The 15,343-nt window shown below is 54.3% G+C and carries 8 protein-coding genes and 1 pseudogene; 8 read left to right on the top strand and 1 reads right to left on the bottom strand.

What is annotated here, in order from left to right:
* Positions 1-166: 166 nt before the first annotated feature.
* From FH603_RS05985 to FH603_RS05970, 5 genes and pseudogenes are all read left to right on the top strand, one after another.
* Positions 167-2,863 (top strand): sodium-translocating pyrophosphatase, encoded by a 2,697-nt coding sequence (locus FH603_RS05985; protein WP_186736548.1) that lies wholly within the window; start codon positions 167-169, stop codon positions 2,861-2,863.
* A 92-nt stretch (positions 2,864-2,955) separates the two neighbouring features.
* A pseudogene (locus FH603_RS29220) lies at positions 2,956-3,099 on the top strand (DUF6934 family protein); the annotation flags it as partial.
* A 4-nt stretch (positions 3,100-3,103) separates the two neighbouring features.
* On the top strand, positions 3,104-3,319 hold the full coding sequence (locus FH603_RS05980; protein ID WP_186736547.1) for a hypothetical protein: 216 nt from the start codon (positions 3,104-3,106) through the stop codon (positions 3,317-3,319).
* Positions 3,320-3,545: 226 nt separating this feature from the next.
* Positions 3,546-6,413, top strand: a complete 2,868-nt coding sequence (locus tag FH603_RS05975; protein WP_186736546.1) for a PVC-type heme-binding CxxCH protein — start codon at positions 3,546-3,548, stop codon at positions 6,411-6,413.
* Positions 6,414-6,548: 135 nt separating this feature from the next.
* Positions 6,549-7,817 carry an FG-GAP repeat domain-containing protein gene (locus tag FH603_RS05970; protein ID WP_394366375.1) on the top strand — a complete coding sequence of 423 codons (1,269 nt, stop codon included), beginning with the start codon at positions 6,549-6,551 and terminating at the stop codon, positions 7,815-7,817.
* A gap of 48 nt (positions 7,818-7,865) precedes the next feature.
* Here FH603_RS05970 and FH603_RS05965 read toward each other — a convergent pair whose 3' ends face one another.
* Positions 7,866-9,119, bottom strand: coding sequence for a DUF2264 domain-containing protein (locus tag FH603_RS05965; protein WP_186736545.1), 1,254 nt, complete (start codon positions 9,117-9,119; stop codon positions 7,866-7,868).
* 151 nt (positions 9,120-9,270) lie between these two features.
* Between FH603_RS05965 and FH603_RS05960 the strand changes: the two genes are divergently transcribed.
* From FH603_RS05960 to FH603_RS05950, 3 genes are all read left to right on the top strand, one after another.
* Positions 9,271-9,849 carry a Maf family protein gene (locus FH603_RS05960; RefSeq protein WP_186736544.1) on the top strand — a complete coding sequence of 193 codons (579 nt, stop codon included), beginning with the start codon at positions 9,271-9,273 and terminating at the stop codon, positions 9,847-9,849.
* Between the two features lie 344 nt (positions 9,850-10,193).
* Complete coding sequence (locus FH603_RS05955; protein ID WP_186736543.1) at positions 10,194-13,058, top strand: alpha-amylase family glycosyl hydrolase; 2,865 nt, start codon at positions 10,194-10,196, stop codon at positions 13,056-13,058.
* Positions 13,059-13,126: 68 nt separating this feature from the next.
* Positions 13,127-15,121 carry a helix-turn-helix domain-containing protein gene (locus FH603_RS05950; RefSeq protein ID WP_186736542.1) on the top strand — a complete coding sequence of 665 codons (1,995 nt, stop codon included), beginning with the start codon at positions 13,127-13,129 and terminating at the stop codon, positions 15,119-15,121.
* Positions 15,122-15,343 lie beyond the last annotated feature (222 nt).

The following is a 15,343-nucleotide window of genomic DNA, read 5'->3' as shown; positions in this document are numbered from 1 at the left end:
ATTAACTAGCGAGTTAGGTGCGCTGATACGCCTGATCCCACTGCTAACTCTGAGAATAGATGAAATTATCCTCAAAAAAATTCTATGAATTTAGGTTGATGTAGGGCGTTATGAACGGGCAAATTCTATATTTGCCCCATTCCAATAACCTTTTCTAAGTTATCGCATGAACAATAGTCTTTACATCGTACCACTCTTAGGATTAGTGGGTTTGGTGGTCATGATCGCTAAATTCAGTTGGGTAAACCGGCAGGAGGCTGGTGATGCCCGAATGCAGGAAATAGCCGGTTATATTGCCGATGGAGCCATTGCCTTTTTACGGGCCGAATGGCGAGTGCTCATCATCTTCGGAACGGTAGTCGCTGCCGTCCTGGCCTTTGCTGGTTCGCAGGTCGAAAATTCGCACTGGTTCATTGGGGTCGCCTTTGCCATTGGTGCGTTCACCTCCGCGTTTGCCGGTTATATCGGCATGAAAGTCGCCACAAAGGCAAATGTGCGCACGGCCCACGCAGCCCGTACCAGTCTTACCCGCGCCCTCGATGTATCATTCACGGGCGGTTCGGTCATGGGAATCGGCGTTGCCGGTCTGGCCGTATTGGGACTAAGTGTGCTCTTTATTTTTCTCTACAATTATTTTGTGGCAGGTGCCGTAGCCGAAAATGGTATTCTGCCCGTTAACGGCATCCCGATGGAGCGGGCGCTGGAAGTGCTGGCCGGCTTTTCGCTCGGTGCTGAATCTATTGCTTTGTTTGCCCGTGTGGCCGGGGGTATTTACACCAAAGCGGCCGACGTAGGTGCCGACCTTGTGGGTAAAGTAGAAGCGGGAATTCCCGAAGATGATCCGCGTAACCCCGCCACCATCGCCGATAACGTAGGTGATAACGTAGGCGACGTAGCCGGTATGGGTGCCGACCTCTTCGGTTCCTATGTGGCCACGATTCTGGCAACGATGGTGCTGGGCCGCGAAATCGTTATTCCGAACGATCCAATCATAGGCCACGCGCCCATCGTACTACCCGTCCTGATTGCAGGAATGGGCCTTATTTTCTCGATTCTTGCCTGCTACCTGGTTCGGGTAAAAGACGATAACGGCAACGTACAGGCCGCGCTGAACCTCGGTAACTGGGGATCTATTATTTTGACCGTGGTTGCTTCGTACTTTCTCGTTAATGCGGTACTTCCGGAAGGAACCATGGAGCTTCGCGGGGTTGAGTTCACCCGCCTGGACGTGTTCTTCGCTATTGTAACGGGTCTGGTCGTGGGCGCGCTGATGTCGATCATTACGGAATATTACACCGCTATGGGTCGTCGCCCGGTTATGTCGATCATCCGGCAGTCGGCTACGGGGGCGGCTACCAACATCATTGGCGGTCTGGCCGTGGGTATGGAGTCGACCGTATTACCTATTCTGGTGCTGGCGGCCGGTATTTATACGTCCTATCATTTCGCCGGTTTATATGGTGTAGCCATTTCGGCAGCTGGTATGATGGCCACGACGGCTATGCAGCTGGCAATCGATGCGTTCGGGCCTATCGCCGATAACGCCGGGGGGATTGCCGAGATGAGCTACCTGCCCGAAGAAGTACGCGGCCGTACCGATATCCTCGATGCGGTTGGCAACACCACGGCTGCCAGCGGCAAAGGATTTGCTATTGCCTCGGCTGCTTTGACGGCCCTGGCCCTGTTTGCCGCTTTCGTAGGTATCTCGGGTATCTCGGCCATCGATATTTACAAGGCCGACGTACTGTCCGGTCTGTTCGTAGGGGCTATGATTCCGTACATTTTCTCGTCGCTCGCTATTGCCGCCGTTGGACGGGCCGCTATGGCCATGGTAGAGGAAGTTCGTCGGCAGTTCCGCGAAATTCCGGGTATCATGGAAGGAACGGGTAAGCCGGAATACGAAAAATGCGTAGCCATTTCGACGCAGGCTTCTATCCGCGAAATGATTCTTCCGGGGGCTATTGCCCTGTCGGTGCCCCTCATCGTTGGCTTTATCTTTGGCCCCGAAGTACTGGGTGGTCTGCTGGCCGGTGTTACCGTATCGGGGGTGTTGATGGGTATCTTCATGAACAACGCCGGCGGGGCCTGGGATAACGCCAAAAAGTCGTTCGAAAAAGGCGTTCTGATCAACGGCGAGATGTTCTACAAAAAGTCGGAGCCGCACAAAGCATCGGTAACGGGCGATACGGTGGGCGATCCGTTCAAGGATACGTCGGGCCCGTCGATGAACATCCTGATCAAACTGATGTCGATCGTATCGCTGGTCATTGCGCCATATATCGCGGTGAAGTCGTCTGATACGTTGGGCTACGCGAAAGAAGGAAAAATGGCCGCCGGTACCGAAGTGCCACTTGAACAGTCGACGGCTGCCGACAACAAAAATGTGGCAACGCCCAACCGGGAATTCACCCCAACCGACCTGAGTCTGGACGGCGGTGTGTCGCTGAAAGGGGTCGACGTGGATGGTATCGAAGCGAACCTGCTGAGTTTCATCAAGTCAGACAAGGTCGTTGACAAAGAGACCTGGTTCGATTTCGACCGGCTGACGTTCGAGACGGGCAGCGCGACCCTTAAATCCGAATCGCAGGAACAGTTGAAAAATATCGGCGATATCCTGAAAGCGTACTCGAACGTGAACGTGAAACTGGGCGGCTACACCGATAATACGGGTAATGCCGCCAGCAACCTGAAACTCTCCGGCGACCGGGCGCAATCGGTTAAAAAAGAATTGGTTGGGCTGGGTATTGCGGATTCCCGCCTGGAGGCCGAAGGGTACGGCCAGGAACACCCGGTTGCCAGTAACGACACAGAAGACGGCCGGGCTCAAAACCGCCGGATTTCGATTCGGGTAACGAAAAAGTAAGCTCATTCGTTGAAAATAAACAGACAGACCCGTTTCCAGTTGGAGACGGGTCTGTCTGTTTTGAATACGTAAGACACCGTAACTCAAGGACAAGACTCTACCGGGCTATGATTGGCCGTGAACTTGACAATGCCCTCGAATTGTTTGACATTTACGGGGTACTGCCCAATCAAAATTTTGAGCCCTTTTGCTCTGATAATCAATACATCGCTTTTCTTGTCACTAGCAAACGATAGAACAATGTCACTGACAAAACAGACTGTAAAAGCAGGCCATGCAGAGGAGGAACACAAACTCTATCCGACTTGGGAAGCATTCGTGCAAGCTAGCGTTGATGGAACAAATGCGTTACTCAGCCAAATGGATAAGGGCGCATTGCGTAAACTTATAGACTCCAAAAAGAAGTCTTCAGCAGAGGAGGATTTTGATCGGAAAACTGCTAACAGCGACAAGTAAGTTACAATTATCAAGTTTACAGACCCGTTTCCAGCCAGAGACGGGTCTGTCTGTTTTGACATGACTGTCAGCAGTGGCGCACCGTACTCCCCGTGTCGGTTATAAGTAGCCGGTACCACTGCACCGCACACTACGCACCTCCCATCAGTAGGAAAGCTGATTCGTTTTGTTTCATGCATATCCACCTTACTGTCAACTTACGGTCAACGATTTACGATCTATTCCGATGAACAAGTCTTGTTTACTCATACTTCTCTTCGTAACATTTTTTGTAGCCCCTAATCCGTCGGGTAGGGCACAGTCGGTTAAACCCAGACCTGCTCAGAATACCGGGAAAGTCGACCGTGAGTATGCGCTGGAAGCGACTATGCTGGGCTATTTTTCCAAGGATGGCTCCCGTAATCCAACACTACGGGCTAACAAAGGGGACCGTGTTCGCATCACGATCACCAATGGTGAGCAGATGACCCACGACATCTCGCTGGAAAAGCTTGGGCTTAAAAGTAAGTCGATCAACGATAAGGGGGCAAGCACCAGCATCACGTTCGATGCCGACAAAAGCGATACCTATTACTGTTCTGTGCCAGGGCACCGGGCGGCTGGTATGGTTGGTACGTTTGACGTCGTGGAAGGATCGTTGACAACCGCAACCGTGGCCGGGCAGCTACCGCTGAAGAATGGAAAGCCCCTGAACCTGAATTTTGAAACGGGTACCCTGGCCGACTGGACTGCCACCGGCGACGCGTTTACCAACCCAATCCTGAATCAGGACCCGTCGCCGGTCCATGATAAAGACATGCACATCGGTTTCGAAGGGAGCCATTTTCTGAGCAGCGGAGGCACAGTAAATTATAAACAGACCGGCACGTTAACGTCTACGGCATTTACAGTAACCCAGCCTTTTGCCGCTTTTCGGGTGTCGGGCGGGGCGTTGCAGGATACACGCGTTGAACTCGTACAGGCCAGCACGGGTAAGGTTATTTTTCACAGTACCGGGCAGGGACGGGCTACCTTTCAGCCCGTCGTGGTGGATCTACAGCCGTACATGAATCAGGAAATCTTCATTCGCATCGTCGATAAGGAGACGGGCATTTCGCAGATTCCTTACATCGCCAACGATAAGATGGCGCATATCAACTTCGATGAATTCCTGTTCTACTCCAGCCGGCCCGTCTTCCCGAATGAACTGAATCAAAAAGATATTATCATCCTGCCGCCACTGGACCCCGTGCTGAACGCCGGGCTGTCGGGCATCAAAGCGGCTCAGGCAATGACCTTGCCCGGTGGGTTTAAAATTACGCTGGGGGCCGCGGAGCCGGATGTGGTCAAGCCCATCTGTTTTACGACGGATGCCCGTGGCCGACTGTGGGTCGTTGAAGGACATACCTATCCTATTCCGGCACCGGAAGGGCAGGGCAGAGACCGCATCCTTATCCTTGAAGATAGCGATGGTGATGGAACACTGGACAAACGAAAAATCTTTGCCGAAGGGCTGAATCTGGTCAGTGGCATCGAAGTCGGCATGGGGGGCGTATGGCTCGGGGCGGCACCGTACCTGCTGTTTATCCCGGCCGATTTCAAAACCGACAAACCCACCGGTCCCCCTCAGAAAATGCTCGATGGCTGGGGTACCGACGATACCCACGAAGTACTGAACAGTCTCCGCTGGGGCCCTGACGGCTGGCTCTACGGCACCCACGGCATCTTTACGCATTCCAACGTAGGCAAGCCCGGCTCTCCCGACTCGGAACGCACGAAACTCAATGCCGGGGTCTGGCGCTTTCACCCCACAACGCATCGATTTGAGCTATTTTCCGAAGGAACCAGTAACCCCTGGGGCCTTGACTTCAACGACTACGGGCATGCGTTCGTGACCGCCTGCGTGATTCCGCACATGTATAACATGATCCAGGGCGGGCGCTATTTCCGGCAGGCCGGGAAGCACTTCAATCCCTATACCTACGACGACATCAAAACCCACGCCGACCATGTGCATTGGGTGGGCGAACGCGGTCCACATGCCGGAAACTTCCGGTCGGCTTCAGCGGGCGGTGGCCATGCCCACTCCGGGGCCATGATTTACCTCGGTAACAGCTGGCCAACCGAATATCGGAACGATATTTTCATGAATAACATCAACGGTGCCAAACTGAATCGGGACCATCCGGTTCGGGCTGGTTCAGGGTATGAAGTTACCCATAAACCGGATTTCCTGTCCATGAACGATTCCTGGTCGCAGTGGCTGAACATGAAGTACGACCCCAGCGGTTCGGTATGGGCCATCGACTGGTACGACAAAAACCAGTGCCACAGCCCTAACCCCGATGTGCACGACAAAACGATGGGCCGGATCTTCAAGATCACCCACGAGAACGACAAATGGGTACAGGTCGATCTAACCAAAGCGTCGGATAAGGACCTGGTCAATTACCAGCTAAACGCTAATGAATGGTATGTAAGGCAGGCCCGGACGATCTTGCAGGAGCGAGGGCCTAACAAAAAGGTGCATAAGGCATTAAAAGAAATACTGGCCCAAAATCCCGATGTTACCCGGAAGCTCCGGGCTTTATGGGCGCTGCATGTTACGCAGGGTCTCTCTGAAAAGGAACTGACCGACTTACTTGCCAACGAAAATGAGTATGTCCGGAGTTGGGCCATACAGTTGTTGACCGAAAGTAAAAACGTGTCGCCCGAAACATTGAAACGTTTTGCGGTCTTGGCGCAGAACGACAATTCGGCGATGGTGCGGCTCTACCTGACGTCGGCCATGCTCCGGCTGGAACCGGCCAGTCGCTGGGATGTGATGGACGCCCTCGTTCAGAAAGTTCAGGACAAGGATGATCATAACCTGCCGTTGATGGTATGGTATGCATCCGAACCGTTAGCGGCAATCGATATGAAACGGGCGCTGGCCATGGCCCAAAAGTCGAAGATGCCCAAACAACTGCCCTATACCATTCAGCGGATTGCCGCCATTGGTACCGACGATGCGAAGAAGCTGCTGAAAGAACTGAATGAGCGGGTAGGCAAGCTCGATCAGTCGCACGAAAACCATGAGATTCAGTCATTGATTGCCAGGGTTCTGAACGAGTAAGTGTAACCATCCGGGACCGGGAACGCTTTATCCAGAGGAAGTTTTCCAAATAAGCGCGATGAAAGGCCTGACCGGCGACGCTGGCAGACAAAAATGGTTACTCATGAAGGCGTGTTAAACGAAACGAACGCTAGTATGATCGATATGAAAAAATATACGGTTGGCCAATGCCTGCTGAGTGGGCTGCTGCTTTGCGGTTGCCTTACCGGCGCATATAGCCAGCAGACAAAGTCGTTGTTCAACGTTCGGAAACAGCAGGCTGAGAATGCGCCGGCCAGGGCTGAGGCCAAATCGATTGTTCCGTCAACCGATTTCAAAAAAACGACGATCACCCGTGACTTTATTTCAGAAGGTGTGGCTGTAGCCGATTTGAACAAAGATGGACGAATGGACATTGTGGCGGGCTATTACTGGTTTGAAGCCCCGAACTGGACCCGGCACCAGATGGCGCCGTCCCGCGTCTTCGACCCCCGGAAAGAGTACAGTGAATCGTTCCTTAACCTGGGGATGGATGTGAATCAGGATGGATGGGACGATGTTGTCATCATCGACTTTCCGGGTAAGCCCGCTTTCTGGTTCGAGAACCCGAAGAACAAGCCCGGCGACTGGCAAAAGCATATCATCGCTGATTCCGTTGGGATAGCCAATGAGTCTCCCGGCTTTGTCGATATAGACGGCGACGGACGGCTCGATATCCTGTGCGGGGATAAAGCCAAAAAGCAGATCGTCTGGCTGAAGCCACCCACAAAGCCCGGCGACACGAACTGGAAACGCTATGCGCTCAGTAAAGAGAATGTAGCGGGAACCGAGATTTTCTCGCACGGCATCGGCTACGGCGACGTGGATAAAGATGGCATTAAGGATGTTGTGATCCGGGAAGGCTGGTTCAAGGGAACCGCCGATAACCAATCCGGCAGCTGGGTCTTTCACCCCGCCGATTTAGGTGAGCCCTGTTCGCATATGCAGCTGCTGGATGTGAATGGCGACGGGAAGAACGACGTTGTCAGTGCCTCGGCCCATGCGCTTGGGGTCTGGTGGCATGAACAGGTTGCCGATGAGCAGGGGGGTATCAATTTCAAAACCCATTTGATGAGTACGACCACGGCTCAGACCCATTCATCCATCATGGCCGATCTGAACGGAGACGGCCGTGCCGATTACATTACCGGCAAGCGTTTTCTGGCTCACCATGGCCGCGACCCGGGCGACAGTGATGCCCCTATTCTGATGTGGTTTGAGTTTACGCCCGACAAGGAGCCCTATTACACAGAGCATGTTATCGACAACGACTCGGGGGCAGGCCTCAATATCGTGGCGCAGGACATGAACGGCGACCGGATGCCTGACCTGGTCATTGCCAACAAGAATGGCGTTTTCCTGTTAGAAAACAAGATTAAGAAGTAGAGACATCCACCGGTAGAATACGTGCTGACCAATGCGCCTGAACGCATACTACCCCTTCACCGCATGGTCGGGTTTTACGTCCTGCCCGCCCCATATCTTTTTCGCGGTCCAGTCCTCACCGGCGGCTGTCCAGAATGGATCGGCTGCGGGAAGGCCCAGCGGCAGAAACGCCACCGAGCAGAGGTACAGGCTTCCAGTCGAGATATAGGTTTCGCCAATGGAGGGCTGGTGGCCACATAAGCCGATCTGTAGCCAGCCGTTTTTGTCAAATGTGTTCGGTGCTTCCATTGTCCGGCGGATGACGGCGGTGAGCGCGTTACGTACCTGGCCGGCGGTCAACTCCGGTGGCAACTGGTTTTGCAGGGCGACCTGCGCTAACAGCTGGAATGCCCCGCAGCGGTACGCCAGTGATCGGCCAAAAGCGGCAAACGACCCGTCGGGTCCAATTAGTCGCTCCTGCACGATGGCATAGCGCCGGGCACGGACCAGGACCGTTTCATACAATGCCTTATCGGCTTTCCCGGCCTGAACCAATGTTTGTACGATATCCAGCAGCATGGGCTGGATGACGAAGCTGTTGTAATAATCCCAGTGAAAATCCGGCCCATCGCCATAGGCACCGTCGCCTTTATACCAGGCCATGTGTTCCCGTATGGCATAATCCATCCGCATCTCGTCGCCCGACCCGGTAAACTTCAGCAGCGCGGCTTCGACCATAGCGCTAAACAGCAGCCAGTTGTTGTAGCCGGGTTTAATTGTCCGGCTGGCCTGTAACGCTTGTATCAGATTGGCCTGTGCTGCTTTATCCAGTTTGGACCAGAGTTGCACAGGTGCCCGCAGGAGGGCATGCGCCAGAAAAGCCGCGTCGACCAGGGGCTGACCGCCTTCCGTAAAATTCAGGTAGTCGGGCGAGGCAGGGTCGACGCCCTTCGTGATGGCCTGCCGGGCCAGGTCTGCCAGCCGTTGTTGCTGAACCTGTTCCTGACCAGCGGTCGATGCTTCCAGCCAGGGTGCCAGCCCCGCCAGCGTTCGGCCCAGCGCTTCCAGATACGACACCTTTACGCGGCTATCACGCTGGCCAGGAGCCGACTCAACGGGCATAGTCGCCTTCAATCGCCCCTGCGCGAGCGCGCTCAATACCGGCTCAGCAACCTTGACCAGTGTCCGGGTCCAGTATGTCCGGTCGTCTGCACCCGAGACGGATTTCGCCGAAGCTGGGTAAGGGGATAACGTGGCTACGCTGCCGGTAGCCGAGGTCCATGAAAGTGCCGAAAACAAGCGGGTAAACGAACGACGGTTCATAGGGTATGGGCTAAACGAAAGGGCTGATCCTGGCGGGTCGTGTCAACTGAAAAGGAACGATACTTGTCCATACCGTTGACAAGGCTTCTGTGGCTGGTTTCTAATCATCGAAGGCGAACGTCAAACGCTGCCTGGCCCTTACCTTTGTGAGATGCTATCATTACGTTACCCGCTCGTGCTGGCGTCGGGGTCGCCCCGCCGGAAGCAACTTATGACCGATGCCGGCTTTCAGTTCACCATTGAAACCCGGCCTACCGACGAACTTTTCCCCGAGGCCATGCCTGCCAACGAGGTGGCCGAATACCTCGCCTGTCAGAAAGCCGAAGAGTTTCGCCATGACCTGGGCAACCGTATCGTGCTCTGCGCCGATACCGTAGTCATCCTCGACGATCAAATCCTGAACAAACCACAGGATGAAGCCGACGCCCGGCGTATGTTGCGAGCCCTGGCAGGACGCACGCACCGCGTCCGGACGGGGGTTTGTATCCTGACGCCGAACGAAACGGTCTCCTTCACCGACGAAACCACCGTGCTGTTCGCACCCCTGACCGATGAGGAAATCACGTACTACATCCGGGTCTGCAAACCGTTCGACAAAGCGGGTTCCTATGGGGCTCAGGATTTTATCGGACTGGTGGGCATCGAGCGCCTGGACGGTTCCTTTTATACGGTCATGGGCCTACCTACCCACCGCGTTTATCAGGCGCTGAAACGATACACGATTGTTTAACGGGAATAGGTCCTTATGGATTGGTATAGGCCTTATCGATGACAACCACTACCAGGGCCTTTGCCCACTGGCAGGGTTTTGCTGACAATCCTGCCAGTGGGCAAAGCCCCTGGTAGTGGTTGTCATCAAAACCGGGTTGTCAGGTATACGGGATTGTCAGGAATACCGGCACTGGTTGTTAGTGTGCAAGGTGGCTGACAACCATCAATAGCTTTTTTGCATATGATGTAAGTTACCATATAGGTGAAAAGTAGGGGTATGTTTCCCGTTTTATTGTACCAGGGAACAGTATGAAAAGCGTATGCAAACGTGTATGTTTACGGCCTACTCCTTTGTAAAATTATATGCGAACACTTTATCAAGCTATTTTACTCAATTTATGCTTATTCGTATCGGCGCTGGGCCAGACCGCAGGTACACCCGTTGTAACGACCCAACCCGCCTTCCCGACGGCGAATGCTGAAGTAACCCTCATCTTCGATCTGAAACAGGCTAAAGATGCACGTGCCAAAGCGCTGCTGGGCAAAACCGATGATGTATACCTGTGGTCGGGGGCGGGGCGTACCGAAACGGGCAATGCTTTCGAGTTTCAGCCTGCCGGACAAACGAATTTCAATGCCCCCTTTGCGCCGGGGAAAATGACACCCCTGGGTAATGACCGCTGGCAGATAAAACTCGTGCCACGCACCTATTTTGGCGTAGCGGCCAGCATTCCCATTCAACGGCTGGGCGTATTGCTTAAAAGTGGCGATGGCAAGGCCCAAACCGAAGATTTATCCGTTCGTGTGTATGCCGGCGGGCTCAGCCTGTCGCGCATCGAACCAACGCAGAAAGAATTTTACGTCGATCCCAGCCAGTCGCTGACGGTGCGGTATCGGACCTCTCAGCCAACAGCCATGAAACTAACCGTCGACGGTCAGATCGTGGCTACTACCGGCGACCAGGATTCGCTGCGGGCCACGATACCTACGGGTACGCAGCCGGGTGTTCGGCGTACGGTGATTCTGAGCGCGACCACGCTGGTGCTGCCTACGTCCGAATCGGTTGCCGATACCTTCTATTTTTCGGTAAAGCCGTTGCCAACGGCGGCTGCTTTGCCCGCTAATGTAACAGACGGGATAAACTACACCGGTTCCGGTAGAGCGGTTCTGGTGCTGTATGCACCTAAAAAGAGCTTTGTTCATTTGCTGGGAGAGTTCAATAACTGGACTATTGACCCCGCTTACCTGATGAAGCGGACGCCCGATGGTAATCGGTACTGGATTGAACTAACCAATTTGAAAGCGGGTGAAACGCCTTTCCAATACCTCGTCGACGGCACTATTGGCGTTGCCGACCCCTATGCCGAAAAGATTCTGGACCGTAACAACGACAAGTTTATCCCGGCTACCACCTATCCGAGCCTGATTGCCTTCCCCGAAAAAGCGCAGGGAAATACGGTCTCGGTGCTGCAGCCGGGCCAGACGCCCTTCGTGTTCCAGACGACGGGTTTTCAGCGGCCTGCCACCAACACCATGGTAATGTATGAACTACTCGTGCGCGATTTCGTCCAGAACCGGTCCTACCAAACCCTCACCGATAGTCTGGCTTACCTGAAACGACTGGGTATCAACACGATTGAGTTGATGCCCATCAACGAGTTTTCGGGTAATGATTCCTGGGGCTACAACCCAACGTTCTACTTCGCGCCCGACAAAGCGTACGGGACCAAAGAGGCACTCCAGCGCTTTATCGACGCGGCCCACAAGCAGGGTATCGCCGTGGTGCTGGACATGGTCCTGAACCAGGCCGACTACGAATTTCCGTATGTGAAGATGTACTGGGCGGGGGATAGGCCTTCGGCCGACAGTCCGTATTTCAACCAGCAGGCGACGCACCCGTTCAGCGTTTTTTTTGATTTTAACCACGAAAGCACCGACACGAAAGCGTTTGTGGATCGGGTGTGTAAATTCTGGTTGCAGGAATACAAAGTCGATGGCTTTCGCTTCGATTTGTCAAAAGGGTTTACGCAAAAGAACTCCGGCAATGACGTGAACGCCTGGGGTGTCTATGACGCCAGCCGGGTGGCCATCTGGAAACGGATTTACGACCAGATCCGGTTAGTCGACCCAACAGCTTATGTCATTCTGGAGCACTTTGCCGATAACCGGGAAGAGAAAGAACTGGCCGACTATGGTATGTTGCTGTGGGGAAACCACAACGGCGACTACCGGGCTGCTACGCGCACGGGGCAGGGTAATTTTGAGGGAATTTCGTACCAGAAACGCAATTTTCAGCGCCCCAATCTGATTGGGTATGCCGAGAGTCATGACGAAGAACGGCTTGTGTATGACCTGCGCCAGAACGGATCAACGGCAGCAAATTACAACGTCAAAACCCTGTCGACCGCCCTCGACCGGGCCAAACTAGCCGCTGCGTTTCTGCTGCTGGTGCCGGGGCCAAAAATGATCTGGCAGTTTGGCGAGCTGGGCTACGACCTCAGCATCAACACCTGTTCCGATGGTACAACGGTGAACGACGGTTGCCGGACAGCCGCCAAGCCGCTCCGCTGGGACTACTACCAGGACGCCGACCGGAAGAAGCTGTTTGGCGTGTATCAGGAACTGATCAAACTCAAAACCTCCTCCCAGACGTTTGCTACGGCCGACTTCACCGCCGATTTCACCGGAGCAGTCAAACGGTTGACCTTGCGCGGGCTACTGGGAACCGTATACCTGATCGGTAATTTCGACACTAAGCCGCAAACCGTTACGATGGGTTTTCCATCCGTCGGCAAGTGGTATCATTTCTTTTCGGGACGAGAGATCGACATAACCAACGCAACGGCTAACCAGAGCGTAACGCTGGAACCAGGGGCTTTTCATATTTACTCGACCACCAGGTTTACGACGCCCACGGCCGGACTGGTCCCATTCGCAGTAGTGCCGAGTCTGGTAACGGCCAACGAACCTGAACTGGATGGACAGATTCTTATTTCGCCCAACCCGGCCGATGATGCGGTTGTTGTTGACGTAACCAGCTCCTACCGTGGGGCGGTAGAATTCAGTTTGCGCGATGCAGGGGGCAGAAACCTCCGGACTGTTCGGAGTCAGAAGACGTCGAACGGGCTACGGCAACCGCTCGATTTACAGACGCTATCACCGGGCATCTACCTACTTCGGGTGCAGCAAGGGGAACGCCAGCGGGTGCTGAAAGTGTTGAAGCGATAAAAAAAGTGTTCCGTTCCCCGCTTCACAGGCGTAGTGAAGCGGGGAACGTTGACAGGCGTACTCAACCCATGAATCGATTCGGTCTCTTTCTGGCGTGCTGGCTAACCGTACTATCGACCTGGGCGCAGGTTCGGGTAGAGGTGGCCGAGTACCCCACGTTATCACCGTCCGGACCGGGGCTGTTCATTGCGGGCGACTTCAACGACTGGAACCCCGGCGACCCGCGCTTCATGCTCCGGCGCACGCCCGACGGTCGGTTTACCATTACCTTACCGGATTCGCTGCGGCAGTTCGAGTACAAGTTTACGCAGGGAAGCTGGCAATTGACCGAAGGCGCTGCCGACGGGCGATCCATTGGCAACCGGGTATTCCAGCGCGGGACGAACGGTACCGTGCTGATTCGGGATACGATTGCGGGCTGGGAACAGCGACCGGCTTACCGGTTTGTGGTGACCGAAGTGCCGGCTAATACACCCCAGGACGCGACACTCTACATTGCCGGTACGTTCAACAAATGGAACGCCGGCGATCCCCGCTACAAACTGCGCCGACAGCAGGACGGCACCTACCGCGTGACGGTCTACTCCGACGCGCCCGTGCTGACCTATAAATTCACGCGGGGAAGCTGGGATGCGGTCGAAGGGCGGGAGTCAGGAAAGGCGCGACCGAACCGAATCGTAACCCGCACGGAGACCGGCAATCAGGACATCGACGTGAACATCCAGAGCTGGGAAGACCTCACCAGCACGTTTCAGTTCTATTCGATTTATGATCTCCTGATGCTGTTCGGCTGCTTTCAGGGTCTTTTGCTGTTGATTGCCATTCCCAGTATTCAGAACTACAACCGGCTGGCTAATCGCTGGCTGGTCGTGCTTATCGGACTGGCGTCGTTGTTCATTTTGCTTAAAGTGGTAGGCGGGTATCGCGGAGTGGCCAACAACTACGCCAAGCTATTACTGGTGCCGGATTTCATCTGGTTTCTCTACGCCCCCCTGTTTTACTTCTACATCCGGCGGCTTCTGTTCGACCCCGGGTCGGCCAGCGCGGAGCGGCCTACCCGCTGGTGGGCGTATCACTTCATCCCGGTGGCGGTGCAGTTCCTGGCTTACCTTCCTTACTTCCTGATGGAAAGCAAGGTGTTTCAGTTGAAGCTCGTTAACCAGGACCCACTGCTTCGGGGACTTTTTTTAGCGACGGGCTTTCTGGCGCTGGTCTTTAACCTGACGTACTGGTTCATCTGCCGCCGGACGATCCGGGCCTATAAAGCGCACTACCAGACCAGCATATCGTACGAACAGAATCTTCAGTATCTAAGCACGGTCCTGACCATACAGGCGGTATGTCTGATGCTCTGGACGTTCCTGTACGGGCTGGTTGCGGCCAGTCGCTTTATTACCTTCGATGTGCTGGCGCTGGCCGAGCGGAACGTGGATGCCATCTGGCTGGCCTTTTCTACTATCACCTATTTTCTGGGGTATGTGGCGGTTCATCAGCCCGAGATCTTCAAATTACCCCAACCGCGTCCCGCCCAGACACCCGTGTCGGGCTTTTTCGAGGACGTAGTACATCCGCTGCCCGAACCAGCCATACTTCCCGCTCCTGACCAACGGTTGCTCACCGCCGAAGAAGGGCCTGCAACCCCCGCTAAAACAGCACCGACAGATGGCACATCCCGTCCTGCACCCGGAAAATCCGCTCACCCGCTCGACCTGGTGCAGTTTCGGGAAATGGTGACGGTATACATGACAGCGCAGAAACCTTATAAAAACCCTAACCTGACGATCCATGAACTGGCGGGTGGTTTGAAAATGCCTCCGCATGTGTTGTCGAAGGTCATCAACGAGGGGTTTGGGAAGAATTTCTTCGACTTCATCAATGAGTACCGGGTGGAGGAATTCAAGCAGCGCATGGACGATCCGCGTTCCAAACAATACACGCTGTTGAGCCTGGCGTTCGACGTGGGCTTTAACTCGAAAACAGCGTTTAACCGGGCGTTTAAAAAACTGACCAACCAGACGCCTAAAGATTACTTCCATATGGCCAGCGAAGAGCAGCCGCTCTGACCATACGCGTTAAATTAAGGCTAACAGGTGGCCTGATCGTACCAGTTTCGTAAAGAGGTACTACTAAATTTGTAGAGTATACTCCTGTAAATCAGCTAACTAAATAAAAGTTTAACTATTCTTAACGTCGTTGCAAAGTGGGGCGACAGGGGTGATTACCAATGGTACTTTTGTGAGATAAAGTTGACCAGACCTAATTGGTCAGGCCAAAAATTTAGTCTT

This window comes from Spirosoma utsteinense (assembly GCF_014282275.1).
GTDB lineage: Bacteria > Bacteroidota > Bacteroidia > Cytophagales > Spirosomataceae > Spirosoma > Spirosoma utsteinense.
Note: the sequence above shows the minus strand (reverse complement) of the source record. Positions and strands in the feature narration are given on the sequence as shown.

Bases quoted from the DNA above. Each gene is read 5' to 3' on its own strand.
- FH603_RS05980 (WP_186736547.1), top strand. From the start codon at position 3,104: ATGTCACTGACAAAACAGACTGTAAAAGCAGGCCATGCAGAGGAGGAA.
- FH603_RS05965 (WP_186736545.1), bottom strand. From the start codon at position 9,119: ATGAACCGTCGTTCGTTTACCCGCTTGTTTTCGGCACTTTCATGGACC.
- FH603_RS05955 (WP_186736543.1), top strand. From the start codon at position 10,194: ATGCGAACACTTTATCAAGCTATTTTACTCAATTTATGCTTATTCGTA.
- FH603_RS05950 (WP_186736542.1), top strand. From the start codon at position 13,127: ATGAATCGATTCGGTCTCTTTCTGGCGTGCTGGCTAACCGTACTATCG.
- FH603_RS05985 (WP_186736548.1), top strand. From the start codon at position 167: ATGAACAATAGTCTTTACATCGTACCACTCTTAGGATTAGTGGGTTTG.
- FH603_RS05960 (WP_186736544.1), top strand. From the start codon at position 9,271: ATGCTATCATTACGTTACCCGCTCGTGCTGGCGTCGGGGTCGCCCCGC.
- FH603_RS05975 (WP_186736546.1), top strand. From the start codon at position 3,546: ATGAACAAGTCTTGTTTACTCATACTTCTCTTCGTAACATTTTTTGTA.
- FH603_RS05970 (WP_394366375.1), top strand. From the start codon at position 6,549: ATGATCGATATGAAAAAATATACGGTTGGCCAATGCCTGCTGAGTGGG.